Source organism: Pseudomonas sp. PDM01 (genome assembly GCF_014852325.1).
Taxonomy (GTDB): Bacteria; Pseudomonadota; Gammaproteobacteria; order Pseudomonadales; family Pseudomonadaceae; genus Aquipseudomonas; species Aquipseudomonas migulae.
The window spans coordinates 336109-360407 of sequence record NZ_JACVBK010000009.1; the positions used below are offsets into that span (position 1 = coordinate 336109).

Annotated in this window: 27 protein-coding genes; 13 read left to right on the plus strand and 14 right to left on the minus strand. The window is 58.6% G+C overall.

Annotated elements, in window-relative coordinates; genetic code table 11:
- Positions 1 to 89: 89 nt before the first annotated feature.
- Together IB246_RS23250 and IB246_RS23255 are read right to left on the minus strand one after the other, a co-directional pair.
- Positions 90 to 2219 (minus strand): TonB-dependent receptor family protein, encoded by a 2130-nt coding sequence (locus IB246_RS23250; RefSeq protein ID WP_008037838.1) that lies wholly within the window; start codon positions 2217 to 2219, stop codon positions 90 to 92.
- 210 nt (positions 2220 to 2429) lie between these two features.
- A complete protein-coding gene (locus IB246_RS23255) occupies positions 2430 to 2918 on the minus strand; it encodes an isochorismatase family protein (RefSeq protein ID WP_008037836.1) in 489 nt (162 codons plus the stop codon).
- A gap of 110 nt (positions 2919 to 3028) precedes the next feature.
- Between IB246_RS23255 and IB246_RS23260 the strand changes: the two genes are divergently transcribed.
- On the plus strand, positions 3029 to 3181 hold the full coding sequence (locus IB246_RS23260; protein WP_008037834.1) for a hypothetical protein: 153 nt from the start codon (positions 3029 to 3031) through the stop codon (positions 3179 to 3181).
- Here the strand turns inward: IB246_RS23260 and IB246_RS23265 are convergent.
- Positions 3178 to 3795, minus strand: a complete 618-nt coding sequence (locus tag IB246_RS23265; protein WP_008037832.1) for a LysE family translocator — start codon at positions 3793 to 3795, stop codon at positions 3178 to 3180. The two genes, IB246_RS23260 and IB246_RS23265, sit on opposite strands and share 4 nt — an antisense overlap.
- Positions 3796 to 3942: 147 nt before the next feature.
- Here IB246_RS23265 and IB246_RS23270 point away from each other — a divergent pair, with 147 nt between their 5' ends.
- The 6 genes from IB246_RS23270 to IB246_RS23295 all read left to right on the plus strand — a co-directional run bounded on the left by IB246_RS23270 (position 3943) and on the right by IB246_RS23295 (position 11065).
- Positions 3943 to 4395 carry an Lrp/AsnC family transcriptional regulator gene (locus IB246_RS23270; RefSeq protein ID WP_008035574.1) on the plus strand — a complete coding sequence of 151 codons (453 nt, stop codon included), beginning with the start codon at positions 3943 to 3945 and terminating at the stop codon, positions 4393 to 4395.
- Between the two features lie 178 nt (positions 4396 to 4573).
- Entirely contained in the window at positions 4574 to 4915 is a 342-nt protein-coding gene (locus tag IB246_RS23275; protein WP_008037830.1) for a hypothetical protein, read from the plus strand.
- Positions 4916 to 5014: 99 nt separating this feature from the next.
- Entirely contained in the window at positions 5015 to 6271 is a 1257-nt protein-coding gene (locus tag IB246_RS23280; protein WP_008037829.1) for a TolC family protein, read from the plus strand.
- Positions 6268 to 7566, plus strand: a complete 1299-nt coding sequence (locus IB246_RS23285) for an efflux RND transporter periplasmic adaptor subunit (protein WP_008037828.1) — start codon at positions 6268 to 6270, stop codon at positions 7564 to 7566. Before IB246_RS23280 ends, IB246_RS23285 begins: the two co-directional genes overlap by 4 nt.
- Entirely contained in the window at positions 7563 to 10721 is a 3159-nt protein-coding gene (locus tag IB246_RS23290; RefSeq protein ID WP_008037824.1) for an efflux RND transporter permease subunit, read from the plus strand. The genes IB246_RS23285 and IB246_RS23290 overlap by 4 nt, the downstream gene beginning before the upstream one ends.
- On the plus strand, positions 10718 to 11065 hold the full coding sequence (locus IB246_RS23295) for a copper-binding protein (RefSeq protein WP_008037822.1): 348 nt from the start codon (positions 10718 to 10720) through the stop codon (positions 11063 to 11065). The genes IB246_RS23290 and IB246_RS23295 overlap by 4 nt, the downstream gene beginning before the upstream one ends.
- A 59-nt stretch (positions 11066 to 11124) precedes the next feature.
- Here IB246_RS23295 and IB246_RS23300 read toward each other — a convergent pair whose 3' ends face one another.
- Positions 11125 to 11550 (minus strand): hypothetical protein, encoded by a 426-nt coding sequence (locus tag IB246_RS23300; RefSeq protein ID WP_008037821.1) that lies wholly within the window; start codon positions 11548 to 11550, stop codon positions 11125 to 11127.
- Positions 11551 to 11679: 129 nt separating this feature from the next.
- On the opposite strand from IB246_RS23300, the gene IB246_RS23305 reads away from it, so the two are divergent.
- Complete coding sequence (locus tag IB246_RS23305) at positions 11680 to 12336, plus strand: TetR/AcrR family transcriptional regulator (protein WP_032832406.1); 657 nt, start codon at positions 11680 to 11682, stop codon at positions 12334 to 12336.
- Positions 12337 to 12503: 167 nt separating this feature from the next.
- On the opposite strand, the gene IB246_RS23310 is transcribed toward IB246_RS23305, so the two are convergent.
- Complete coding sequence (locus IB246_RS23310) at positions 12504 to 12776, minus strand: hypothetical protein (RefSeq protein ID WP_008035545.1); 273 nt, start codon at positions 12774 to 12776, stop codon at positions 12504 to 12506.
- A 526-nt stretch (positions 12777 to 13302) separates the two neighbouring features.
- Here IB246_RS23310 and IB246_RS23315 point away from each other — a divergent pair.
- On the plus strand, positions 13303 to 13872 hold the full coding sequence (locus IB246_RS23315) for a YSC84-related protein (protein ID WP_008024532.1): 570 nt from the start codon (positions 13303 to 13305) through the stop codon (positions 13870 to 13872).
- A gap of 226 nt (positions 13873 to 14098) precedes the next feature.
- Here IB246_RS23315 and IB246_RS23320 read toward each other — a convergent pair whose 3' ends face one another.
- The 4 genes from IB246_RS23320 to IB246_RS23335 form a co-directional block, all read right to left on the minus strand.
- Complete coding sequence (locus IB246_RS23320) at positions 14099 to 15112, minus strand: alpha/beta hydrolase (protein ID WP_008037818.1); 1014 nt, start codon at positions 15110 to 15112, stop codon at positions 14099 to 14101.
- 32 nt (positions 15113 to 15144) lie between these two features.
- Positions 15145 to 15564, minus strand: a complete 420-nt coding sequence (locus tag IB246_RS23325) for an organic hydroperoxide resistance protein (RefSeq protein ID WP_008037816.1) — start codon at positions 15562 to 15564, stop codon at positions 15145 to 15147.
- Between the two features lie 206 nt (positions 15565 to 15770).
- Positions 15771 to 16172 carry a helix-turn-helix domain-containing protein gene (locus IB246_RS23330; RefSeq protein WP_008037815.1) on the minus strand — a complete coding sequence of 134 codons (402 nt, stop codon included), beginning with the start codon at positions 16170 to 16172 and terminating at the stop codon, positions 15771 to 15773.
- A 176-nt stretch (positions 16173 to 16348) separates the two neighbouring features.
- Positions 16349 to 17035, minus strand: coding sequence for a hydrolase (locus tag IB246_RS23335; RefSeq protein WP_008020170.1), 687 nt, complete (start codon positions 17033 to 17035; stop codon positions 16349 to 16351).
- A 259-nt stretch (positions 17036 to 17294) separates the two neighbouring features.
- Between IB246_RS23335 and IB246_RS23340 the strand changes: the two genes are divergently transcribed.
- Positions 17295 to 17756, plus strand: coding sequence for a RidA family protein (locus tag IB246_RS23340; protein ID WP_008037812.1), 462 nt, complete (start codon positions 17295 to 17297; stop codon positions 17754 to 17756).
- Between the two features lie 20 nt (positions 17757 to 17776).
- Here the strand turns inward: IB246_RS23340 and IB246_RS23345 are convergent, their stop codons facing one another.
- From IB246_RS23345 to IB246_RS23350, 3 genes are all read right to left on the minus strand, one after another.
- Complete coding sequence (locus IB246_RS23345) at positions 17777 to 18745, minus strand: LysR family transcriptional regulator (protein WP_008037811.1); 969 nt, start codon at positions 18743 to 18745, stop codon at positions 17777 to 17779.
- A gap of 199 nt (positions 18746 to 18944) precedes the next feature.
- Positions 18945 to 19172: an OST-HTH/LOTUS domain-containing protein gene (locus IB246_RS28755; RefSeq protein WP_223435005.1), complete on the minus strand. Its 228-nt coding sequence runs from the start codon at positions 19170 to 19172 to the stop codon at positions 18945 to 18947.
- 12 nt (positions 19173 to 19184) lie between these two features.
- Positions 19185 to 19808, minus strand: coding sequence for a hypothetical protein (locus IB246_RS23350; RefSeq protein WP_008037809.1), 624 nt, complete (start codon positions 19806 to 19808; stop codon positions 19185 to 19187).
- A gap of 295 nt (positions 19809 to 20103) precedes the next feature.
- Here IB246_RS23350 and IB246_RS23355 point away from each other — a divergent pair, with 295 nt between their 5' ends.
- Together IB246_RS23355 and IB246_RS23360 are read left to right on the plus strand one after the other, a co-directional pair.
- Positions 20104 to 20724, plus strand: a complete 621-nt coding sequence (locus IB246_RS23355) for a glutathione S-transferase family protein (protein ID WP_008037798.1) — start codon at positions 20104 to 20106, stop codon at positions 20722 to 20724.
- Between the two features lie 395 nt (positions 20725 to 21119).
- Positions 21120 to 21656, plus strand: a complete 537-nt coding sequence (locus IB246_RS23360; RefSeq protein ID WP_157222762.1) for a hypothetical protein — start codon at positions 21120 to 21122, stop codon at positions 21654 to 21656.
- Between the two features lie 332 nt (positions 21657 to 21988).
- Here IB246_RS23360 and IB246_RS23365 read toward each other — a convergent pair whose 3' ends face one another.
- On the minus strand, positions 21989 to 22630 hold the full coding sequence (locus IB246_RS23365; RefSeq protein WP_008037796.1) for an FMN-dependent NADH-azoreductase: 642 nt from the start codon (positions 22628 to 22630) through the stop codon (positions 21989 to 21991).
- Positions 22631 to 22726: 96 nt separating this feature from the next.
- Here IB246_RS23365 and IB246_RS23370 point away from each other — a divergent pair, with 96 nt between their 5' ends.
- Positions 22727 to 23581 carry a LysR family transcriptional regulator gene (locus IB246_RS23370; protein ID WP_008037795.1) on the plus strand — a complete coding sequence of 285 codons (855 nt, stop codon included), beginning with the start codon at positions 22727 to 22729 and terminating at the stop codon, positions 23579 to 23581.
- A 156-nt stretch (positions 23582 to 23737) separates the two neighbouring features.
- On the opposite strand, the gene IB246_RS23375 is transcribed toward IB246_RS23370, so the two are convergent.
- Complete coding sequence (locus IB246_RS23375; RefSeq protein ID WP_081500185.1) at positions 23738 to 24136, minus strand: hypothetical protein; 399 nt, start codon at positions 24134 to 24136, stop codon at positions 23738 to 23740.
- Positions 24137 to 24299: the final 163 nt, after the last annotated feature.

Consider the following 24299-nt stretch of genomic DNA (forward strand, 5'->3'; position numbering starts at 1 on the left):
GCGTTCGATTATCGCGGCAGCCGCTGAAACGTCTCAGCTCAAAAGTGTCGTCGGCATAGTCAGGACCGACTCAAGACCATGCCCAGGCCTCAGCGCAAACTCCACGACACCCCGACATACGCCGCCATACCTTCGCCCGGCGTCGACCGTGCCGCGTCCAGACCTTTGTCGTCGTAGCCCGGCGTGACGGTGGCGGCGTAGTGCTTGTTGGTCAAGTTGCGCAGGTCCAGCCAGGTCTGCCAGTCGCCCTTGGGGGCGTTGTAGCCCACCGTCGCGCCGAACAGTGCGTAAGGGTCGGCGTAATAGCTGTTGGCGTAATCGACCGCAGTTTTCGACACCCACTGCGTATTGAGCCCGGCGAAGAAACCCTGGGGCCAGTCGTAGCGCAGTTCGCCCTGGTAGTAGTGCATCGGCAAGCCCGGCAGGCGGTTGTCGCCGAAGCGGTCGTCATCGCGGTAGTGGAAGTCGCTGAAGGTGTAGCTCTGGCGCAAGCTCAGTTGGCCGCCATCGCCGGACGACCACAGGTTGCTTTGCAGGCTGGCTTCCACGCCTTGGTGCACGGTCGGGCTGGCGTTGAGTTCGTAAGGCGTCACGGCATTGGCATCCGGCAACACCGAAAGCAATTCGTGCTGCACCTGAGCGTAGTACCAGGCCAGGCTCCATTGCCCCATCGTGCTGTCGCCGCGGCCGCCGAGTTCGAGGGTGGTCGCGGTCTGGTTCTGCAGTTTGATCGGGTCGCGCTGGGCGCCTGTGGCGACACCGCTGCCTGCCGGGAAGCGAATGTTGGAGCTGTAGATCAGCGACCACGGGTGCGGCGCTTCGACCGAGCGGCTGAGATTGCCGAACAGCTGCAAGTCCGGTGTGAGTTGGTAGCGCAGGCCCACGCGTGGTGCGTAGTCCCAGTCGTTGAGGCTGGTTTTGCCGCCACCTTCCGGGAAGGTCACGGCGCTTTCGCGGCGGGTGTAAATGGCTGCGAGGCCGGTGGTCAGCCACAGGTCGTCGGCGATCTCCAGGTCATTGCCCATATGCAAGACCGTGTCTGAACCCTGGTAGGTGAAGTTGCGAATGGGCGTGCCCGGCGCATAGCCGGCGGTGTTGCCGGTGGGGATGCGCACTGATTCGCTGGCGCCGGCATTGGGCAGGTGCTTCGTCACGCGCAGGCCCAGCGTGCTATGGCTTTCCAGGCCCCAGAGGGTGTCGCGACGCTTATAGTCGAAGGTGCCGCTGACGTCTGTGTACGCCACCTTCAAGCGGTTGGGACCCTCACGCAAATCCATCGGGTAGTCGTGGTAGACAAGGCCGGTCTGGATACTCGAATCGTCATCGATGTAGTAGGTGGTCTTGTTGCCGAAGAAGGTGCTGCCCGGTTGTTCGCGACGGTCGTCCCGCGCCACGTAAGCAGGGTTGGCCGCCCGTGGGTCGTGCTCGATGGAGTGCTTGGTCACCCGCCCGGCGAGGTCGTTGTCGGTCTGGCGATAGCGCAGGTAGAAACGCGTTTCCAGCTTCGGGTTGAAGCGATAGCCGAAGTTGGCAATGACGCCCTGGCTCTCGCTGGCCGTGTGATCCTGATAGCCGTCGGCGCGCGCATCGGTCGTGGACACGTAGTAGTCGAAATCCCCCAGCACCTGCCCGGAACTGACCTGACGCTGCTGATAACCGTGGCTGCCCATGGCGTAGCGCACCTGCAACAGCGGTGCGTCGTAGCCGGTGTGGCTGATGTAATCGACGGCTCCGCCCAAGGCCAGCGCGCCCCTGTCAAAACCGTTGGCGCCGCGCAGCACTTCCACATGATCGAGCCACAGCGGCTCCAGCAACTCGTAGGGCGTGCCGCCCGGGCCGGTCAGCGGCAGACCGTCGAGCATGGCGTACAGCCCCGAGGCATGGGCGCCCGGTGCACGGTTGATCCCCGAGCCACGGATCGAAATCTTCACCCCTTCATTGCCCGCAGACTGGGCATAGACCCCCGGCTGATAGGCCAGCACATCCTGGTTGCTGGCCACGCGACCCTGAAGGGGGCGGCGCATATCGACCACATTGGTGCCGCCGGGCACCTGGGCAAGCCGGGCCTCGGCGTCCTCGATCGTCTGGTCTTCGCCGCGCTGCTCCTCAGCCTGAATCAGCACCTGTCCCAGCTCCAGGCCTTGGGCTTCCTCGGCCATGGCCGGACAGGCAAGCGCCAGCCCCAGCAGCGTAGCGGGCAGGGATTTGGGCGAGGGCATCGAGAGAACTCCAGACAGATAGAAACGGGCAGTGAGAACTGCGACGTATGAACTAACGAGTGGAACACATGGCAATTTTGCTTTTTTGCCAGCTCAACGTTCATCCGCTTCGGTGCAGCCATCCTGACCCTGCGCCGACAGGCTGCCGCACAAGCGACGTGCGCCTATCCACGAATGCCTGCTGCGGTGGCTTTCCTGTTCGCGATCACGTCACTTTTGCTCGGCGATCAATCCTGAAAGAACTTCAGCTGAGGTGGTGGTGTGCCGAAAATGGTGAGTCCAGAGGCTGATACCCAGTTGCCCGGAGCGGTCCAGGGATGACCCCACCGTGAGGTCGGTGACGAGCGTTGGATAAAGGCCGGCGTCAAACAGTGCAAAGCCTGCGGCCAGGACACAGGTGTCCGTCTGGATACCGCAAACCAGGACGCGGTCCGGCTTCAGACGCTTCAAATGGTCCATGGTCTCTGGCGAAGGTGCATAGCCGTGTTTGACGAAAACCTGCTCTGTTTTTACCGCACTGCTGTCGAGCGCCGCAGGGTGCCAGCCGAGCTGTTGATGGAACGGCGTGCGCTGCTCGTCATGCAGCTCAACGGTCGCCACCGCCGGGACAACGTCCGCGAGTTTTTGAATACCCTTCACGAGACATTCAGGCGGCGAGAAGGTGGATTGAACATCCACAACGAGAAGAACTTGGCGCATGGTCTGGATTCTCCATTCGGCGCGCTACATTATCACCCCGTGCACTCGGCGCCAGTGCACAGCAGGTGTCTGATTGACAGGACTACTACTCATATCAAGGAGACACCAAGATGGTCGAAGAGATTTTGAAATCGAAGCTGGTCAATTTTCTGGTGCCCGACGCCCGAGTGGACTACGACACCGTGAGCGATCTGTACGACGAGGCGGGGAGTGTTGGCGTGGGGCAAATGCGCTGTGCAATGCTGGCCTTGTCACTGGCTTAACCCAGCAGCTGCTCGCCGAGCAAAACGACCGCGATGATGATCATGGCCGTTCCGGAGAAACGACTGACACACCGGGCCGCGGCGGGGCGTGCTTGCAGTACGGCCTGTGAGCCGAATCCCACGAGCAAATAAATCACGCCACAACTGACCGTGTGGATGAGCCCCAGCGCAATCATCTGCATCGGCACAGGCCAGGCCGCTGCCGCGTCGGTGAACTGAGGCAACAGCGCCAAAAACAGCAAAAACACTTTCGGATTCAGCCCGCTCACACAAAGCCCCTTGATCGCCCAACGCTGCCAGGAGCCCGGCGTCTGAGCATCATCTGAGTGCGGTGTAGCGGGGCGGGCGAGCATGTTGATGCCCAACCACAGCAGATAACCGGCCCCGGCAACGGTCAGCACCGACAAGGCAACGGGGTGGTTGGCTACCAGCGTGCCGACGCCCGCGGCAACGATCATCGTGGCAATCAAATGACCGGACAACAGCCCGCCCACGGCGGGTATCACGACCCGGCCCTTCAACCCCGCCGAAATCGCGTAAGCCCAATCTGCACCCGGCGTGATGACGAACAGAATCGACACCGCCCAAAAAGCCACGAAAACACTCAAGGTCATGGCGCTAACCACTTCTGCTGCTGATACACCGTGCTCTGCATCGTCCCGCTCCGAAAAATATGGATGCGAGGAAGAATAAGGAAATCTTGTTAGAATTTACTTTCAAAGATGATCATCAGAATGCGCAGAGTTAGGAGAAAATTCTAAATGGACAGGATTGATCGCAAGATTCTTTCTGAGCTGCAAAAGGACGGTCGCCTGTCGGTCACCGAACTCGCCGAGCGCGTGGGCCTGAGCCTTTCCCCTTGCCATCGACGCGTCCGGGCATTGGAGGAGTCGGGTGTGTTGCTCGGCTACAGAGCCCAATTGGACCCAAGCGCATTGGGCCTTAACTTTTCCGCAATGGTGTTTGCCACGTTGCGCGAGGGCGACCGCAAAGCGGTCGAGGCGTTCGAGACGGCGCTTGTCGACATCCCGCAGGTGGTCGATGCCCAGCGGTTGTTCGGCGAACCGGATTATTTGCTGCACGTCATCACCCAGGATTTGCCGGCCTTTCAACGGCTCTACGATGAAAGCCTTTCGACCTTGCCCAATGTGCAGCGGCTGACGTCGACGCTGGTCATGAAACGGGTGGTGCAGGACAGGCCTTTGCCCCTGTGATGAGAGCGGCGGGCAATGGGAAGCACACGATCCCGCGTGGATTTCAGGATGGTCGATGAACACGTAATGCTGGCTTAATTCATGTCCGGTGTTATCGCCTGCGTCGGAACCTGACGACAGGTTGCTGACAACTCAAATCCCATCGTAAGAGCCATTTGCAGCGACTACACTCCAGCCCATGAAACGCTATCTGCGGTTTTGCATCATTTTCATGATCAGCCTGGCGCTTCCCCTCAGCGGGATGGCGGGCGTTCAGGCACCGACAGAACCGTGCCCCATGAAGACGATGGGCATGGCGATGATGGATGGCATGGGGATGGACTGCTGCAACGACATGAAAAGCCCCACCGAGCACGGCAAGCCTTGCAAACCAGGCCAGGAATGCAAGACGGGCGGCATGCTGCAAGTCTCGATTATCAAGCCTCCCGTCACCGTATTCAGCCCCGTAGCGCTTTCCTTCTTTAGCGATTCCCTGCCCGTACAAACCCCGTCCGGGGTATGGCGACCGCCCCGCGTTTGATTCCTGTCCCACATCGAACCTCATTCCGCATTAGCGGGATGACCTGGCTGTGCGCATGTCTTTTGACGCGCGCAGTTGATGATCACAGGAATCGTAGACATGAACTCCAAGTGCTATTGCACAGGCTGGCCCCTCGTGGTCGGCCTGGCGGCAAGCGTACTGGCATTGCCGAGCTTCGCTGCCGCACTGACACTCGATGAAGCGTTGCGGCTGGCCGAAAACAATGCGCCGTCACTGACCGCACAAGACGCCAGGATTCAGGCTGCCAGCAGCGCAGCCATCCCGGCGGGTGAACTACCTGATCCCAAGCTGCTTCTGGGAGTGCAGAACTACCCCATAGGCGGTCCGGATCGCTGGAGCCTCGACCAGGATTTCATGACCATGCAAATGGTCGGGGTCCGGCAGGAGATGCCGAACAGCGACAAACGCAAAGCCCGTATCGAGGTCGCCGATGCGGCTGTTGATCGCGCCGCCGCCGAGCGTCGGGTCGAACGTCTGAAGGTCCGCCAGTCCACCGCACTGGCCTGGATCAGCAGCTATTCCATCGAGCGTAAAGATGCGTTGTTCCAGGACTTCTACAAAGAAAACCGCCTGCTGAGCGATACCGTCCGGGCCCGGATTGCTGGCGGCCGCGCCCAGCCCGCCGATGCGGTGACACCCAAACAGGAAGCCGCTCAGTTGGCAGAGCAGCAGGACGATCTGATTCTGCAGCGAGCCCAGGCCCGAGCCGCCCTCAAACGCTGGATTGGCTCAGCCGCCAACGACAAGCCTGTGGGCAGCCTGCCTGAATGGCCCGTCGATAGCTCAAGCTACTCCCATCAACTGCAACACCATCCGGAGCTGGCAGCGTTTGCGCCGATGACCCGCGAAGCGCAAGCCAGGGTTCGTGAAGCCGAGTCGGAGAAGCAATCGGATTGGAGTTGGGAGCTTGACTATCAGCATCGTGGCCGACAGTTCGGCGACATGGTCAGCGTGCAGTTTTCCTGGGATCTGCCGTTGTTTCCTGACACTCGCCAAAACCCGAAAATCGCCGCCAGACACGCTGAACTCAACCAGCTTGAGGCCGAGCGCGAAGCCTTGTCACGCGAGCACACCCAGCAACTGGAAAACCAACTGGCTGACTATGAGCGTCTGAATCGTGCCGTGCACCGAAACCAGGAAAGCCTGTTGCCGCTGGCCAAGGAAAAGGTCGAACTCAGCATGGCCAGCTACCGGGCCGGCAAAGGCGATTTAGACACCGTTGTGAGCGCCCGACGTGAACTCATCGAAGTTCGGCTCAAACAGATCGACGTGGAAGAGCAGCGCGCGCTGACCAGTGCGCGTTTGTATTTTGCTTACGGGGAGGCCAGCCAATGAAACTTGAAAAATGGAACGGGGCATTGCTGGTTAGCCTTTCGGTGGCATTGGGTGTTGCCGGCGGTTACGGGGTCGCGCACCAGCGTATGAGCGCAGCGCCAAATGCGGTGGCGGAGCAAGACATCAATGCTGTGCCCGAACGCAAAGCCCTGTATTGGTACGACCCGATGTACCCGCAGCAAAAGTTCGACAAACCGGGCAAGTCCCCCTTCATGGACATGCAACTGGTTCCCCAATATGCCAGCGGCGCAGGAGACCGGGCGACTGTCAGTATCGACCCGGGGGTGACACAGAATCTCGGGCTGCGTTTTGCGACTGTCACCCGTGGAACCTTTCATTCCAGCCTCGACGTGACAGGTGTCCTGGCGCTCAACGAACGTGATGTTGCGGTGATTCAGGCACGCACCGCTGGCTTTGTGGAGCGAGTCTATGCCCATGCTCCCGGAGATGTGCTGAACGCCAACGCGGCGTTGGCGGATATTCTGGTGCCGGAATGGGCTGCGGCTCAGACAGAGTTCCTTGCCCTGAAGCGTAACGGCGACGCTGAGCTGTTGGCTGCGGCCCGCCAGCGACTGCAGCTCACCGGAATGCCGGCAGCGCTGATCACTCAGATAGAGCGTAGCGGTAAGGTTCAGCCGTACCTGACGCTGACCAGTCCCATCGCCGGTGTGCTGCAAGCGTTGAACGTACGCACGGGCATGACCGTGGCGACGGGCGACACGCTGGCACGCGTCAATGGCTTGAGCAGTGTCTGGCTGGCCGTGGCCGTTCCAGAGTCGCAGGCCGGATCGATCACAGTGGGGCAGACGGTCGAAGCACGGTTGCCAGCCTTTCCGGGGACCGTGCTCAACGGCGAGGTCAGCGCTATTTTGCCCGAGACCAGTGCGGACAGTCGCACCCTGCGTGTGCGGGTGGAACTGCCCAATCCGGACGGCCGTCTCAGGCCGGGTTTGACGGCGCAGGTGCGCATGAACCGTTCGAGCGAACACAGTGTGTTGTGGGTGCCGAGCGAGGCGGTTATTCGTACGGGGCGACGGGCCTTGGTGATGCTCGCCGAAGACACCGGCCACTACCGCCCGGTAGAGGTGCAACCCGGGCAGGAAAGTGATGGCAAGACGGCCATTTTGAAAGGTCTGGAAGAAGGCTGGAAGGTGGTTACGTCTGGCCAGTTCCTGCTGGACTCGGAGGCCAGTCTCAAGGGCATTGTTGCCAGCACTGAGGACGAGTCGCCACCCAGCGCAGCAGCCTCTGGTATTCATGAGGCGGATGGGGACAAATCGGGGAGCCAGCCATGATTGCGGCCCTGATTCGTTGGTCAGTCGCCAACCGGTTCCTGGTGTTACTGGCGACACTGTTCGTCACGGCGTGGGGCATATGGTCAGTGCAGAGCACACCCATCGATGCGCTGCCGGATCTCTCGGATGTTCAGGTGATTATCCGCACTCCATTTGCGGGCCAAGCGCCGCAGATTGTCGAGAACCAGGTGACCTATCCGTTGGCCACCACCATGCTCTCAGTGCCGGGAGCCAAGACGGTGCGTGGTTATTCCTTCTTCGGTGACAGCTTCGTTTACGTGCTGTTCGAAGACGGCACTGACGTGTACTGGGCCCGTTCGCGGGTGCTGGAATATCTGAGTCAGATACAAAGCCGGTTGCCGGCCAGCGCCAAACCGGCGTTGGGGCCGGATGCAACGGGGGTGGGCTGGATCTATCAGTACGCACTGGTGGATCGCAGCGGTGGACACGACCTGGCGCAACTGCGCGCGCTTCAAGACTGGTTCCTCAAGTTCGAACTCAAGACCCTGCCCAACGTTGCGGAAGTGGCCACGGTGGGGGGAATGGTCAAGCAATACCAGGTGCAACTCGATCCGCTGAAACTGGCCAGCCTCGGCATCACTCAGACAGAGGTGACCGAGGCTATCGGCAAGGCCAATCAGGAAACGGGTGGCGCGGTACTGGAGATGGCAGAGACCGAGTTCATCGTGCGCGCTTCCGGTTATCTGAAGACGCTCAACGACTTCCGGGCGATCCCGCTCAAGTTGGGGGCGGATGGTGTGCCGGTGACCCTTGGCGATGTCGCCACTATTCAGTTGGGGCCGGAAATGCGGCGGGGCATTACCGAACTCGACGGCGAGGGCGAAACCGTCGGTGGCGTGGTGATTTTGCGCAGCGGCAAGAACGCTCGCGAGACCATTGCGGCGGTCAAGACCAAACTCGACGAACTGAAAAGCAGTTTGCCGGCCGGAGTGGAAATCGTCACCACCTACGACCGCAGCAAACTGATCGACCGCGCGGTGGAAAACCTCAGCCATAAGTTGATCGAAGAGTTCATTGTCGTCGCGCTGGTTTGCGGGATCTTCCTTTGGCACTTGCGCTCATCACTGGTGGCGATCATCTCCCTGCCGGTGGGCGTGCTGATGGCCTTCATCATCATGCGTTACCAAGGGATCAACGCCAACATCATGTCCTTGGGCGGGATTGCCATCGCCATCGGCGCCATGGTCGATGCTGCCGTGGTGATGATCGAGAATGCCCACAAGAAGATTGAGGCCTGGCACGCGGCCAATCCGGGGGAGGAACTTAAGGGCGAGCGTCATTGGCACGTCATGACCGAAGCAGCGGCAGAGGTCGGCCCGGCGCTGTTCTTCTGTTTGTTGATCATCACGTTATCGTTCATTCCGGTGTTCACCCTGGAAGCTCAGGAGGGGCGACTGTTCGGCCCGTTGGCGTTCACCAAAACCTATGCGATGGCCGCGGCGGCGGGGTTGTCGGTGACCTTGGTGCCCGTGCTGATGGGGTACTGGATTCGCGGGCGAATTCCCGGTGAGCAACAAAACCCGTTGAACCGCTGGTTGATCAGGATCTACCAGCCGGCCCTGGAGGCGGTGCTGCGCCGTCCCAAAGTCACCCTGCTGGTGGCACTGGTGGTGTTTGTCAGTGCGCTATGGCCAATGTCGCGCCTGGGCGGTGAGTTTCTCCCGCCTTTGGACGAAGGTGATCTGCTCTATATGCCTTCCGCTCTCCCGGGGTTGTCGGCACAGAAAGCTGCGCAGCTGCTGCAACAGACCGACCGCCTGATCAAGACGGTGCCCGAAGTCGAGCACGTGTTCGGCAAAGCGGGGCGTGCCGAAACTGCCACCGACCCGGCACCACTGGAAATGTTCGAAACCACCATTCAATTCAAGCCACACGAGCAATGGCGGCCAGGCATGACCCAGGAAAAACTGGTGGAAGAACTGGATCGCGTGGTTCGGGTTCCAGGGCTGACCAATATCTGGATACCGCCGATTCGCAACCGTATCGACATGCTTGCCACCGGCATCAAAAGTCCGATCGGAGTGAAAGTCGCCGGCACCCAGTTGGCGGACATCGATGCTGTCACCCAGGCGGTCGAGCGGGTGGCCAAAGGCGTACCCGGTGTCAGTTCAGCGCTGGCCGAACGCTTGACCGGCGGCCGCTATATCGACGTGGATATCGACCGCAAGGCCGCCGCTCGCTACGGGCTGAATATCGCTGATGTGCAGTCCATCGTGGCCGGCGCTATCGGTGGTGAAAATGTCGGGGAGACCATTGAAGGGCTCGCACGTTTCCCGATCAACGTACGTTACCCACGGGAGTGGCGTGACTCGCTTGGTGCCCTGGAGCAATTGCCGATCTACACGCCGTCAGGCATCCAGATCACCCTGGGGACAGTGGCCAACGTCAAAATCAGCGACGGCCCTGCGATGCTCAAAAGTGAAAACGCGAGGCCTTCAGGCTGGGTCTATATCGATGTGCGTGGCCGGGACATTGCCTCGGTGGTCGCTGATTTGCGCCATGCCGTAAACGAGCAGGTCAAGTTGCAGCCTGGCATGAGCCTGAGCTACTCAGGGCAGTTCGAGTTTCTCGACAGAGCCAATGCACGACTCAAACTGGTGGTGCCAGCCACGCTGTTGATCATCTTCGTGCTGCTCTACCTGACGTTTGCGCGCTTCGATGAGGCGTTGCTGATCATGGCCACGCTGCCATTCGCGCTGACTGGCGGGGCATGGTTCATCTATCTGTTGGGATTCAACCTGTCGGTCGCCACCGGTGTCGGTTTTATCGCCCTGGCCGGTGTTTCTGCCGAGTTTGGCGTGATCATGCTGCTCTATCTGAAAAACGCCTGGGCAGAACGTGAAGACCTCGGCGACAGCACTGAGCGCGGGCTGGTTGCGGCGATTCGTGAAGGCGCTGTGCAGCGTGTTCGCCCCAAGGCCATGACCGTGGCCGTGATCATTGCCGGCCTGTTACCCATCCTGTTGGGTAGCGGAACCGGCAGTGAAGTGATGAGCCGCATTGCCGCGCCCATGGTCGGCGGCATGATCACGGCTCCCTTGCTTTCCCTGTTTGTCATTCCGGCAGCCTATCGCCTGATGCGCCGCCGACATCTCGTCATTGAATCCACTCACCTTAAAGGAAACGTCGTATGAAACTGACCCATATTGCAGTGGCAGGAACCTTGGTTGCGTTGTCTTTCCTGGCTCGTGCAGAGGATATGCCGGGTATGAAAATGGACGGTATGGAGGGCATGCAGACAAAGGAGACAAAGCAGGCGCCCGTCGCTAATGCCAACGGAACGATCAAGGCTATCGATGCTGCCAGGCACACGGTGACCATCTCCCACGGCGCAGTACCCGCCGTGCAATGGCCGCCGATGACCATGGCCTTTTCCGTGACGGATGATCAACTCGCCGGGCTGTCGGCCGGAGACCGTGTCTCGTTTGTTTTCCGGGTCGAGGGTGGCAGCGCGACGATTGTTTCAATCAAAAAATAGGGCAGCGGTGGTGCAAGTGGCCGGCACATTTTGTGTGCCGGTCGTAAGGACAGCTGACTTCAAGACGTGCGCGACTCACGTGTTGCGCTGCTCAAACCCATAGCCGTTACACCGATGCGCGAGAACACCAGCCACACAAACAGCAGCACACTGCAACCAACAAGAATGGACGCGGCGCCAATCAACGGCTCGATGGCCGCGACGCCCTTGAGCCGCAACGTCAGTGCGCCAAGCATCACCGGGACGCCAATGTTGTACATCCAGAACTGTGCGGCAGCCGCGCGCCCTTCGGTGATTGATGGGTGCGCTGTGCCGATGATGCCGAACAGGGCCATCGACACCCATCCCAACAGATTGACATGAGCATGTACCGCGAAAAGCGAGTGGTCGCCGGAAGCGCCCATAGCCACGCCCAGCATCACGCCAATGGCGAAGTAGAGGGCAGCGAGCCGAAACCAGGTCCGTGAACGGGGGTTGTGATTCATGGCATTCACCTCATGCGCCCAGAGGCGCGCTCAGTTGCTGAAATATAACGGGCGACCTCTTGTCGGTTGATTGTTGCGTGCCTATTATGAGACTCAAGTCTCATGAATAGACAGAGTCTCATATATTCCATGTCGATCCCGAAGTCAACCCCGTCTGAACCCGGCGGCGATCCGCAAGGCCGCGCCAACCAGAAGCTGCGAACGCGTCAGGCGCTGATCGATGCCGCCATCGCCTTGCGCGACGAGGGCCAAAACCCGACGGTGGCGCAAGTTGCAGAGCGCGCGATGGTCTCGCGCGCCACGGCCTATCGCTACTTTCCCTCGACCGAGGCATTGATCAGCGAGACGGCGGCGGATCGTGAAATGAAGCCGCTGGAGAGCTTCTGGCGGCCGGGAGACGACCCGGTCAAGGGCATCGGCCTGGCCGCGAACGCGTTGAACAAACTCTTGATCGACGACGAGATCGGCTTGCACGTGATGGAACGTTCGTTCATGTCGGTGTGGCTCGACAGCGAGACCCACGAGCCCCTGCGACCAGGCCGCCGGATGAGCTACATCGAACCGATCGTCGACTCGCTGAAGGACGTGCTCTCGCCCCGCGCACGCAAACGACTGAAGCAGGCGCTGTCGATCGTTATCGGCACCGAGGCGTTGATCGCCGTGCGCGATATCAGTGGCGCGAGCGTCGAAGAATCACTCGACACCGCCGCGTGGGCGGCGAGGGCGCTGGTTCGTCAGGCGTTGGCGGAGAATGAAGAGGCTCGGCGCAAGCGCAATTCCATATAGGTCGGGTTGCGGGTTTCTTCTGCGCGACACTGAATTGCCTGTGTTTGCTCAGGCAATGTGGGTGGCGGCTTTTGGCCGATAACAGGCAAGAGTCATTCCGCAAATTAGCGATGCCAGATCTTTTTACAGTTGAACAAAAAACGGGCGCCTTCAGCGCCCGTTTTCATTCACTCCTTCGCCAACGCCCGCAATCGCCGACCAATCACATCCATCAAGTCACAACCGTCGCGCAACGGAATGGCCAGCAGTTTGGAGAAGTCCGACAACACCACCGTGTCGCAACCAATCTCGGCACGAAAGGCGATGTTCTCCAGCACCTGAGTAACTGCGCGAATTCGGTAGTCAGCGGCGGCTTGCAATACGTCGAGTGGAGCTTCGGTGTCGATGAGCAGGGAAGCCGGAACCAGGTCGATTCCGGTGAGGGGCATGTATCGATTCATTTGAAGATCTCTGTTTGATTGGCTCAAAGGCCGTCACTCAGTCGTCGCCAAACGATTGGGTGGCAGCTGTGCGCAGGTTGGCGAACCGGCACAGAGAACACCGGCAGACCCGAAGGCCTCCCGCGCACAGCCGCCATTACAGCGGCCTTGCGGGTGCGACGACCCCTGCAACAAAGCGTAGAGCCCTCGCATTCTCTGTAGTCAGGTCGCCAAACCCGAATCGCCATTTTGGGCGACGGGGCGGACTATAAGCTTCATCGGAACGGCGGGCAAGGAGAGGCGTTCCGAGGTTTGTGTAGGAATTTCCATAGCGTCCTGGGAACGTTATGCCCCTTTAGTGGGCGACTGTTATCGGCCAAAAGCTGACTGTGGATTTCGTCTGAGGAACATGCATGTGCATAGCATTTGACCAACTGCTTATTAGGATTAAAGTCTAAGGGAAAGATCGACCCCGTCAGTCTTTGATCCGCAACGGCTATCGCCACGCAGGTTCCTCAATGGCAGGTACAGAAAAGGAGTATTGCTCATGATCAAATACCTTCGAATGATGGCAATGATTTCAATCCTCGCGATCACGGCGGGCTGCCAAATGGGTCAATCAACTTCCGCCTCTGATGCGATGGCTGCTAACGCGGAAATGGACCGCGAGGCGAAAGCGGCGTTACAGAGTTTGTATACCAAAACGCCGCAAGCGCGCGCCCTCGCGCAGCGAGCCAAGGGTATCCTCGTTTTCCCTGATGTGCTGAAAGCGGGCCTCATCGCCGGCGCACACCATGGCGAAGGCGAATTGATTGAGAACGGAAAAGTGACGGGATACTACGCGACCACAGCAGCCTCATACGGCCTTCAGGCAGGCGTGCAGCGGTTTGGATACGTGATGTTTTTCATGACCTATTCAGCGATGAATGATCTGAAAAATGTTAATGGATTTGAGGTCGGCGTGGGCCCAAGCATCGTGGTCGTAGATTCAGGCATGGCCAAATCGATAACTACCTCAACGGCTCAATCCGATGTCTATGCGTTCATCTTTGATCAAAAGGGCTTAATGGCCGGGCTGGGATTGCAGGGTTCAAAAATTACCAGGCTCAATCGCTGAGGCCGTCTGCATGTCGCTTACACAGAATTTAGTTGTGTTGCATCGACCTGCTGAATTCACAGCCAAAAGCTGCCCCTCCAGAAGGAGCGCTTACGACCCAAAGGTGCCCTTGGCAGAGGGCTGCTAACGCTACACCGGAAACGAAAAAGCCCGCTGTTTAGCGGGTTTTTTCGTTTCCGGCGGTGATTACCAGTTCATGGCATACATCTCCGGTCTTGAGTGGGGGTCACTTCAAATGAACTTTCAGCTCTTCGCAAGCCTGCAGCATTGCAGAGCGTACCGCCGGAACCTGGCTGACCACGTTCAGCAAGCCGTAGTCATGGATCATGCCGTTGTAGCGCACCGCAGTGACCGGCACGCCGGCTTGGTCCAGTTTGCGAGCATAGGCTTCCCCTTCGTCACGCAGCACATCGGCACTCGCGGTCTGGACCAGCGCTGGCGGCAGGCCTTTCAACTGCTCAGTGGTAGCGCGCAGCGGCGAGGCGTAGATCTCGGCACGTTGCTTGGGGTCGGTGGTGTAGTTGTCCCAGAACCACTTCATCATGTTCTTGGTGAGGAAGTGTCCCTCGGCGTACTGGTTGTACGACGCTGTCTCGAAGTTGGCGTCGGTCACTGGCCACAGCAGCACCTGGTACTTAATGGCCGGGGTACCTTTATCCTTGGCCATCAGGCTGACCACGGCTGCCATGTTGCCGCCGACGCTGTTGCCCGCTACCGCCAGGCGCTTACCGTCGACATTGATTTCCTCGCCGTGCTCGGCCACCCATTTGGTTGCACCGTAGGCCTGGTTGATCGCCGTCGGGTAGTGCGCTTCAGGGGACGGAGTGTAATTGACGAACACCGCCACCGCCCCGGACCCGACGACCAGATCGCGCACCAGGCGCTCATGGGTCGGGAAGTCGCCGAGCACCCAGCCACCGCCGTGGAAGTACATGAACACAGGCAAGGTCCCCTTCACACCCGCCGGACGCACGATGGTCAAGCTGATGTTCTGGCCGTCGACGGTGATGGTCTTCTCGCTGACATCCGCCTTGGGCAGTGTCAGTTTTACCCCGGCCTGAGCGCCGGTCAGTACCGCGCGGGCGTCCTTCGGCGAAAGCTGCTCGATGGGTTTACCACTGCCTGAGTTCAATGCATCGAGGAATGCCTGGGTGTTGTGTTCGACGCCAGAGTCAGCGAATGCGTTACCGATCGAAAAGGCAAGGAGCGAGCCAACGAGTGTTTTGGTCAAAACGTTCATTTCATATCTCCTGTTTCTGGTGAGGCGGGAAGTTAGACGGTGACGTGCAGACGGACATCGACGTTGCCACGGGTTGCGTTGGAGTACGGGCACACTTGGTGGGCCGCCTCCACCAACGCTTGTGCATCGACTTGCTCCAGGCCTGGCAGGTTGATGTTCAGGTCGATATCCAGGCCAAAGCCGCCTGGGATCTGGCCAATGCCGACCCGCGCAGTGATCGAGGCGTCGGCTGGAATGCTGCGTTTGCTCTGGCTGGCGACGAACTTCAGTGCACCGATGAAGCAGGCGGAGTAACCAGCGGCGAACAGTTGCTCAGGGTTGGTGGCATCACCACCGACACCGCCCAATTCCTTCGGAGTGGCCAGTTTCACGTCGAGGTTCTTGTCGCTGGAGATGGCTCGGCCATCACGACCACCGGTTGCGGTTGCGACTGCGGTGTAGAGAACTTTCATGGCTTTCCTCACTTTTGAATGTCTTGGGGGGATTCTGTTAGCGATTTAAATGTTTGCGTTATAACAATGCGCAATAAATTGCCGCTAAAAAATTTAGCGCGCAAACTTTTTAAAAAATCGTCTGTAGCTGTAACAAATTGATTTTCAAGGGGGGTTACACCTCAGTCCGCTTGGGCTCGCCCGCGCGTTGATGGTGCCTTACCGTCTCAAGCAACGACCGGAATCGGGCAGATTGCTTGTTGCTGCCAAGCCTTCGGTGTCATGCCTTCAGCCTTCACGAATGTACGGCAGAAGTGAGATTGATCGCTGAAGCCGCATTCCAGAGCGATCTCTGTGAGCAACTTCGTGGAAGCCTTCATTAACTCTCTGCTCTTCATGACCCGCTGTTCACGCAGCCATCGCTGCGGGGAAATCCGGGTGCTTTCCTTGAACCTGCGTGAGAAGTGACTACGCGACAATGCGCAAGCTTCGGCTAGTTCAGTCACTGAAATGCCGGTATCCAGCCTGTCCAGCATCAGTTGTTTGGCAGTTCTTATCTGCCAGGATTTGAGCTGCCCTGTCGAAGCCAGTGTGAGAGTGGCCAGCACGGTAGATTTGTCCTTGTTCATACACATCCATTAATCCAGGTAACAGGATGCGAACGCCTGACTCGAACAGCGCTGGGCATTGGAAATCCTCAGAGGTTCCAGGCCAGGCTCGTTGACTCGGTTCAGTCGACTGCGCACCCTTCGCAAGTCTGTGAACAGCCCCCGGGGCAGGGGGTGGCGATGGCGATGGCGATGGCTCAGACAGATGCAGCGACAGGCGCCAAGGTGGGGCCATGCTGTACGCGCTCAGGCGCCTTGTGCACCATGGTGTAGGCGTAGTCGACGCCCATGCCATATGCACCAGAATGTTCCTTTACCAGTTCCATTACGGCGTCGTAGGTGTCGCGGTTCTTCCAGTCCCGTTGCCATTCCAGCAGCACCTGCTGCCAGGTTACCGGTACCACGCCGGCCTGGATCATGCGCTGCATGGCGTAATCGTGGGCTTCTTTGGTGGTGCCGCCGGAGGCGTCTGCAACCATATAGATTTCATAGCCGGCATCGTTCATTGCCGACAGAGCGAAGGTGGCATTGCATACCTCGGTCCACAAGCCGGAGACGATGATCTTGTTGCGACCATTTCTCTTGAGTGCGTCGCGTACCTTCTGATCATCCCAGGAGTTCATGGAGGTTCGCTCCAGCAGCGGGGCGTCCGGGAACACAGCGAGTAGCTCGGGGTAGGTGTGACCTGAGAAGCTTTCTGTCTCAACCGTGGTGAAGGTGGTGGGGACATTAAAAATCTTCGCTGCCTTGGCCAAGGCAACGGTATTGTTTTTCAGCGTTTGCCGGTCAATGCTCTGAACGCCGAAGGCCATCTGTGGCTGCTGATCGATGAAGATCAGTTGGCTATTCAGCGGAGTCAGGACTTCAGTTTTAGGATTGCTCATTTTTGTTTCCTTTCGGCTTGATGATGTTCAGTCGCACAAGTCTCGGGGCCCGCACCTTGCAGGCATTACCGTAGCCACGAGTGCACTCCTCAGCGTCAGTGCTTGAGGACGAGCAAAAGATAACGAAACAAGGCGCCTTTCGGTGGCGCATTTTTGCGCTCCTGCCGGCTCATTTATGCGCCATAAAATGCGCGATCGCGCTGCTAGCATTCGCCCACCTATTCGGATCAAGTCGGTCCCTCATGTGCAGGAGAATGCAATGACAGCTTCACAACCGTTCAACAAGCAGACCGCCTACTGGGGCGTTTCCTGGGAGGAGGCGTATGGCTATCCGCAGGCACGGCGGGTAGGAAACGAGATCTACGTATCAGGTCAATTCAACCATGATGAGGCAGGTAATCTGGTAGCCCCGGCGCCGCTGAACGCCGACGGTAAGCCCAGTGATTTCTCTTCGATGGGAGAGCAGATGCGGGTCTCTTACGACAACATTTCGAAGCTGCTCGCCTTGTATGGCGCAACTATGCAAGATGTTGTCGAGGAAACGCTTTATGTGCTGGACATGGACGCTGCGTTCGCTGTGGTCGGCAAAGTGCGCAAGGCGACCTATGGCACTGAGCGGCCTCAGTGCGCGAGCAATATCATTGGGGTGTCGAGACTTGCCCAGCGTCCGCAGCTGATTGAGATCGTGTGCAAGGCCGTGATTGGCGCCCGAGACATCTGAGCTGCACTCCCGGTCTCGATTTAGGTGACCGGGAGTATCAATTGCCCCTCGACCAAGGGCTTTTGACTGGCCACGGCAGCGGCGCAGAAGGTCATGAATGCTTTGACTCGCCACGATTTTCGAATGTCCTGGTGAGTCAGCAACCACAACTCATCCTGAAGCTCTGGCACCACCGGGCCGGCGCGTACCAACCCTGGGGTTATGTCGCCCAACATGCAGGGAAGGAATCCAAATCCCAGACCCGCCGCGATTGCAGCGCTTGCTGCTGCAACAGAATCGGTGCGGTACGCTATGCGCTCAGCAGCGACTCTGCTTTCGACATAGCTTGTCGCCTTCAAACCGCAAAGCGCAGAGGAGTATGACACCCATGCCTGGCCCTCTTCGAAAAGGGGCAAGGCAGTCATCTGCTTGGCACAGCAGTAAGGTGCCCAGGCAATGTTCGCCAGTTTACGGCCCACCAGGCTTTCTGCAGGTTTTCTCGTCGCTCGAATCGCGATATCCGATTCATCCCGGGCGAGGCTAAGGGTTTCATTGCCCACCAGCACCTCGATGCTGACCCCCTCGTTCAGGGCCTTGAAGTCCGCGATGATGGGGGTGAAGAAGTACAGCAGCAGCGAGTCGCTGGTGGTAATTCGAAGTTTCCCGAGGGGGCCTTGGCCTGAACGTGAAACACGCCGCGTGACGCTGACAATATCCAGCTCCACTCGCTCGGCGAGTGCTCGCAATTCAGCACCTTCGGCGGTGAGCAGATACCCTGACTTGCGGTGATCGAACAGCGCGATGCCGAGCGTTCGCTCAACTTGAGCAACTCGGCGCGAAACGGTGGATACATTGATGCCAAGCTTCTTGGCCGTAGCCGAACGATTGCCGCAATCACTGAGCGTCTTGATGATGCGCAAGTCGTCCCACGAGAGCTGATTGACAGCCTCGCCTACGTCCCACTTCGTCCCATCAGGGGCAGCCGGGGCTTTTCCAGTTGGCGATTTCACACAGTTCGTTCCAGATGCAAAGGCGCTGATGATACGAGAAGGAGTTGGGTGAAGCAGCCACATTGTTCAGGCGATTGGTTGAAAACTGTTATGCCGACTGGCTGCGATGGGTCGTTTTCAGCCGGTCACCACAGGCAGAAAACGGTCAGGAGCAGTCACTCAGTGCGCTTACAAAAGGAGGGAGGATTCAGTTGCCCATTCAACTGACCTTGCTGCGATACCAGACGGTAGTACGTTCATTATCAGCCTGGAATTTTCGTATTTCGAACTGCATTGATTCGTGCAGGACATGCCTCAAGCTGCTGCAACCGTAGCGCTTGGGCGTCTGCTCTGGATAGGTACCACCAATCCAGCGAATGGATGCTTCCAATCGAGTCCAGCCACCTTCGGCAAGCTTCGTTTCTGCTTCACGTAAACAGCAGCAAATCCCACTGCCAGGTCAATCGACTGAGCCATCCACCCGGATACCGTCGAGCGCATCTTCAAATGCTTGGCTCTGTATAAACGAAGCCATTTTAGCTCGTGCCTCAATCATGTTTTTGGCCCAACATTGCAGACTCAGGCAATGCCGATTGATGGTTTCGTAGCTTTCCTCCAGAAAACCATCCGCCGCCTGGCAGCCCGATTCAGACCAGAGATCGAAACGCTCAATGAAGTGGTGGACCAGGCTATTGCGCAGGTCAACCAGCTCCTTGAGGTCGGCCTTCATTGCCTCATAGTCCTCGGCTGTCATTTCCAACTGGTATCGAAGCCTGAGCCAGATCTGGTCACCGACATCGGCTTCGGTCTGTGACTCTTCTTCGTTTGGGGGCGGCGGGGTCAGAAAGCTTTCGGTCAACATCCCCATCAACGTACCCATCGTCTTTTTCTTTGCACATTCGACCTTCTGGTCACGGATGCTAGACAGCTGATCTGCAAGACCGGTCAGTTCGTAATGCGCGACAATGGCTTTCAGCTGCCGTTCGTATTGTTGCACGCGCATCAGACAGCGTCCGAGCTTGCGCTGCACGATGTGTTGAGTAGCAGGTACATCATCCGAGGGCACGGTAGTGACTTCATCCATGATTAACGACTCAGGCATAAGTGGTAGGGCTGGAGCGTTCACCGCATTACGCTTGCCCTGCCAGGAAGGCTTGCAACGCGTAAATCGGACGCCTATCAAGCTAAGTGTAGGTTGAGTCAATCCGCTCGGACTTTTTCAAAAGAATTAGTCGATAGCTGCGTCTGTGCAGGCTTTCATCGAAAAAAAACCGGGACGTCTATGCGTGACGACTCGCAGCGTCGGGCCTGGCTTGTGTGACAGTCGGCACGCTTTAGCGGATGACTGAACTGAGCCCGCAAGGAGGAAGAAATACGTCATGAACGCCTTACTGGAATTACACGGTGCGCCCACAGGCAATTGCATCCGGGCAGCCATCGCCCTCGAAGAAGCGGGGCTGGCGTACACGGTTCGACTGGTGGATCTTTCAAAAGGCCAGCAAACAGGGGCGGATCATCGCTCCCTGAATCCGGCCGGAAAAGTCCCGGTATTGGTCGAACGAAAGGGCGATGAGCCTGCCTTTGTACTCACTCAGTCGAACGCGATCATTTTCTACGCTGCCGAAAAGGCTCCAGAACGGCTCTTGCCCAGTGCCGCTGGCCACAGAGCTACGGTGTATGAGCGATTCTTCTTTTTGACCGATGTCATCGCACCGGGCCATTCGGCGTTCTTCCTTCGCGGCCAAGGGCTCAACGATGGCTCTGCGCGGCTGGTCGAGCGCATGCTTTCGTCAATTGAGTTGGCTGAACAGTTCGTCAGTGCTGATGCTTATATGGCGGGAAGCTGTTTCTCCATCGCGGATATCGCGGCCTACAGCATCATGTCGTCAGTAGAGGCAGACATCCCGTGGGATCGTTTGCCCAAGCTTCGCCGCTGGTATGAAAGGGTGGGCGCTCGACCCAGCGTGGTCAGGGGATTTCAGGCATTCAGCTCGCGATGAACTGTTGGCGTCCCGAAGGTTTAGAGGTTTTTGCTCAACGCATGCTTCAGTCCAGATATTCGTTTGTTGAACTCGGGCTGACAGCACCTATCTAAAAATGTGGGGTAACGTCCCACACAAAGATGCTGACTGGCTCTCAGGGATCGTGCGGAAACCGCAGTTGCTGGTTAATGCTGCAGATTTATGGCCGTGCCGGTTGGCTGGCCGCTCCAATGGGCGGCCGGGAACTCACTGGATATTGCGTTCGATAGGGACATGACTGCGCAACTCCAAGCGGAGGTGCATCATGCTGATCAAGAAATGTTTGTTGGCTCTGGCAATTGGCGGGGTCCTGTCGGCATCGACTGTTCTAGTGCCCGATTACATCAGTAGTTTCTCCAGCGTGTATGCCAAAGATGGCAGCGGTGGTGGCGGCGGTAACAGCGGAGGCGGAGGAGGAGGCGGTCACGGTGGTGGCGGCGGCGGTGGCGGTGGTGGTTCCGGTAGTGGAGGCTCCGGAGGCAGTGGTCACGGTGGCAGCGGCCATGGAGATGGTGGTGGTCATGGTGCATCAGGCCATGACGGTGACGGTCATGGTGGTGTTGCCGGGAACAGAGGCTCAGGCAACGCGCATGACAACGATGCCGCAGATGCAGCCAGGGACGCTGCCAGAAACGATGCAAATGCAGCCAGAGATGCTGCCAGAGCTGATGCAGATGCAGCCCGGGATGCTGCAAGGGCTACTGCAAATGCAGCCAGAGACGCCGCCAGAGCCGAGGCGGATGCAGCCAGGGACGCTGCAAAAGCTGCTGGCATACCGGGCGCAGATGCAGCCAGAGATGCAGCTCGGGCCGCTGCCGACGCAGCCAGGGACGCCGCCAAAGCAGAAGCCGATGCGGCCAGAGATGCCGCCCGTGCTGTTGCAGATGCGGCGAGGGACGCTGCCAAGGTAGAGGCAAACGCAGCCAGAGAGGCTGCCAAAGCCGAGGCGAGGGACGCCAGAGAGGATGTGGCTGACGCCCCGGACGCCCCAGACGCGCCGGATATCGACGCGGTTGAGGTACAAAACTAGGCCTGCACGTTCTGCAATGAACACGGCAGGCATTCCCGTAGCAAACGTCCGAGAGTTTGAAGGACGTATTGGCAATAAGTCGCAAGCCCCGAAGCGTCATGGGGTTTGCGACTTCTTTTGGCCGATTTCTGCCGGCCTTCACTGGAAGCATTGGGTCGAAAACTGCCTCTGGCTCTCATGCTTGAGTGGGCGCCTGTACCTTATAAATACCCGTCAGCGACAAAGAGTATCTGCCAATCCTCTGGCCTGCTGAGTCGCAGCCTCACGCGCATCAAGATCAACGTCTTCCCCCAGGATGGTCTTCTCCACAATCACCGAATGCACATCGGTCACGCCGATGAATTGCAGCCAGGCTTCCACGTAGGGCTTCTGGAAGTCGAAGCGTTCCGCCGGTGTGATCGACTGCGCTGAAAAATCCAGGCCTCGGGCGTACGCGACTACGGCGATTTTGTTGTGCAGCATGCCTTCCAGACCGCGTTCCGGATCGAAGCTGAACAGGATGTCTTTCTGCGATATCAGGTCGATGAAATGCTTGAGCTTGTACGGGATGCTGAAATTCCAAAGCGGTACGGACATCACGAGTACATCCGCGCGATGCAGGTGCGCAGCCAGGTCCTTCAAGGTGTTCCAGGCCTCTTGTTGCGCCGGGGTCAAGGCAGTGCCGCTGAGTCCTGCGTATTTGGCTTCCATTGCCAGCTCATCGAATTCCGGCAACGCCATGTTCCAGAGGTCGAGGGTGATGATGTCGGTGTCCGGGGTGTTTTCTCGATAACGCGCAATGAAGCTGCGGGCGACTTCAAGGGACGCCGAGCGCTGCTTGCGTGGGGAGCATTCGATATGGAGCAGGGTAGTCATGGCACGCCTCGAGTGGTGGGGTAGGGAGGCATTGCAACATAGTTATATTTGAAATATAAATCGTAAATTACTAGTCGATTAATCACGTATAAAACTATGTTCGATTCGCTGCTACTCAAAACATTTGTCGCTGTGGTCGACGAAGAAGGCTTCAGCCGTGCAGCGCAAAAGCTGCACCTGACTCAGTCTGCGGTGAGCGGCCATGTGCGGCGATTGGAAGAACAGATTGGTAAACCCCTGTTGACGCGTACCACCCGTTCCCAGCAACTGACGCCCGATGGCGAGCGCTTGCTCTCTTATGCGCGCACGATCCTTGTGCTGAACCGTGATGCCTGGGCGGAACTGACGCGTACGCCATTTCACGGGCGGCTGCGGATCGGAATATCCGAGGATTTTGTCGAATCCCGACTACTGCGTGCTTTTCAGGAATTCGCGGCGCAGTACCCAGGGATGGAGATCGACGTGCAGGTGAGCATTCCCGGTACGTTGCTGGCGCTGATGAAGCAAGGGCATCTGGAGTTGGTCATCGGCTCACTGTGCGAAACCAGCGATGCGGGGAAATTGTTGTGGCAAGAGCCGCTGGTGTGGGCCTGGTCGGCGCAACCCGTCACCCGGTTACCGACGCCGTTGCCGCTGGCCCTGTTCCCCGAGCCATGCCCTTATCGCGAGGTTGCGTTGAAGCGACTGGCTCAGGCGGGGATCGCCCAACGCACCGCGATGTTATGCAGCAGCACCGCTGGGTTGCGGGCGGCGGCGCTTGCAGGCTTCGCGGTTGCGCCCATGACACTCAGTCAGTTGGGGCAAGGGCTGGTGGTTCTTGGGGCTGAACAAGGGTTGCCGGAGTTGCCGGATGCAGAGTTTCGGCTGTTTACTTCGCCTGAAGCGGATCAGGCGATGGTGGCGGCGGTTACTCAGCTCATCGTGGAGTATTGCTCCACGCGCCGGGCTTAACGGTCATTTCAAAGGTCAGTATTGAATGCGCTTGGTCGATAACCTTCATTGGTTGCGGACGCTCAGACTTCACTTGGGAAGCACTGAGCGAATATCCGATTCGTACCTCGTCGAGGTTTTCAGCCTGATTTCTACAGCCTGGTGTTACAGGCAGATTTAGCGACGATAGTAGCGGCGATCGTCCTCGTAGCGGTGCCGCATGGACCGATCCTGATGACGCTCCCAATAACGATGGCGTTCGGCATCCCGGCGGGCTTGCTCTCTACGCCACTGTTCTCTACGCCAGTCGTCTCGGCGCCAATTGTCTCTACGATCATGCCAACGGTCGTCATGCCAGTATCGGTCATCATGGGCAAGCAACGACCCTGGCTGGTTGCCGGCCATACTGGCCACGGTCGGCCAAGGGCTGCCGGCAGCCTGGACCGGCGCCTGAACGGCCGCCACTTCAGTTGCGAAAACAGGGGTTGAGGTCTTCATCTGTGTTGCTGATGCCGAGCCCACTGCCGCGAACGCGAACAGGCCGAAGAGCACCATCCGTAGGTCATGGAATTTCATGAGCGAAGACAACCTCTGAATTGACATGTTGATGTGTAGCCATCTGGCTGCGGGAAGTCTGCGGGTCAGCGCTTACCGAGCGAATGTGCCTGTCCACATAGACCTGTAAACAGGGAAAAGTTCTAGGGCGCCGCTGTTTAAATAGCTAAGGGCCTCAGTGTTC

Coding starts and splice junctions, on each gene's coding strand:
- IB246_RS23250 (WP_008037838.1), bottom strand. CDS start 2,219: ATGCCCTCGCCCAAATCCCTGCCCGCTACGCTGCTGGGGCTGGCGCTT.
- IB246_RS23255 (WP_008037836.1), bottom strand. CDS start 2,918: ATGCGCCAAGTTCTTCTCGTTGTGGATGTTCAATCCACCTTCTCGCCG.
- IB246_RS23260 (WP_008037834.1), top strand. CDS start 3,029: ATGGTCGAAGAGATTTTGAAATCGAAGCTGGTCAATTTTCTGGTGCCC.
- IB246_RS23265 (WP_008037832.1), bottom strand. CDS start 3,795: ATGACCTTGAGTGTTTTCGTGGCTTTTTGGGCGGTGTCGATTCTGTTC.
- IB246_RS23270 (WP_008035574.1), top strand. CDS start 3,943: ATGGACAGGATTGATCGCAAGATTCTTTCTGAGCTGCAAAAGGACGGT.
- IB246_RS23275 (WP_008037830.1), top strand. CDS start 4,574: ATGAAACGCTATCTGCGGTTTTGCATCATTTTCATGATCAGCCTGGCG.
- IB246_RS23280 (WP_008037829.1), top strand. CDS start 5,015: ATGAACTCCAAGTGCTATTGCACAGGCTGGCCCCTCGTGGTCGGCCTG.
- IB246_RS23285 (WP_008037828.1), top strand. CDS start 6,268: ATGAAACTTGAAAAATGGAACGGGGCATTGCTGGTTAGCCTTTCGGTG.
- IB246_RS23290 (WP_008037824.1), top strand. CDS start 7,563: ATGATTGCGGCCCTGATTCGTTGGTCAGTCGCCAACCGGTTCCTGGTG.
- IB246_RS23295 (WP_008037822.1), top strand. CDS start 10,718: ATGAAACTGACCCATATTGCAGTGGCAGGAACCTTGGTTGCGTTGTCT.
- IB246_RS23300 (WP_008037821.1), bottom strand. CDS start 11,550: ATGAATCACAACCCCCGTTCACGGACCTGGTTTCGGCTCGCTGCCCTC.
- IB246_RS23305 (WP_032832406.1), top strand. CDS start 11,680: ATGTCGATCCCGAAGTCAACCCCGTCTGAACCCGGCGGCGATCCGCAA.
- IB246_RS23310 (WP_008035545.1), bottom strand. CDS start 12,776: ATGAATCGATACATGCCCCTCACCGGAATCGACCTGGTTCCGGCTTCC.
- IB246_RS23315 (WP_008024532.1), top strand. CDS start 13,303: ATGATCAAATACCTTCGAATGATGGCAATGATTTCAATCCTCGCGATC.
- IB246_RS23320 (WP_008037818.1), bottom strand. CDS start 15,112: ATGAACGTTTTGACCAAAACACTCGTTGGCTCGCTCCTTGCCTTTTCG.
- IB246_RS23325 (WP_008037816.1), bottom strand. CDS start 15,564: ATGAAAGTTCTCTACACCGCAGTCGCAACCGCAACCGGTGGTCGTGAT.
- IB246_RS23330 (WP_008037815.1), bottom strand. CDS start 16,172: ATGAACAAGGACAAATCTACCGTGCTGGCCACTCTCACACTGGCTTCG.
- IB246_RS23335 (WP_008020170.1), bottom strand. CDS start 17,035: ATGAGCAATCCTAAAACTGAAGTCCTGACTCCGCTGAATAGCCAACTG.
- IB246_RS23340 (WP_008037812.1), top strand. CDS start 17,295: ATGACAGCTTCACAACCGTTCAACAAGCAGACCGCCTACTGGGGCGTT.
- IB246_RS23350 (WP_008037809.1), bottom strand. CDS start 19,808: ATGGATGAAGTCACTACCGTGCCCTCGGATGATGTACCTGCTACTCAA.
- IB246_RS23355 (WP_008037798.1), top strand. CDS start 20,104: ATGAACGCCTTACTGGAATTACACGGTGCGCCCACAGGCAATTGCATC.
- IB246_RS23360 (WP_157222762.1), top strand. CDS start 21,120: ATGGCAGCGGTGGTGGCGGCGGTAACAGCGGAGGCGGAGGAGGAGGCG.
- IB246_RS23365 (WP_008037796.1), bottom strand. CDS start 22,630: ATGACTACCCTGCTCCATATCGAATGCTCCCCACGCAAGCAGCGCTCG.
- IB246_RS23370 (WP_008037795.1), top strand. CDS start 22,727: ATGTTCGATTCGCTGCTACTCAAAACATTTGTCGCTGTGGTCGACGAA.
- IB246_RS23375 (WP_081500185.1), bottom strand. CDS start 24,136: ATGAAATTCCATGACCTACGGATGGTGCTCTTCGGCCTGTTCGCGTTC.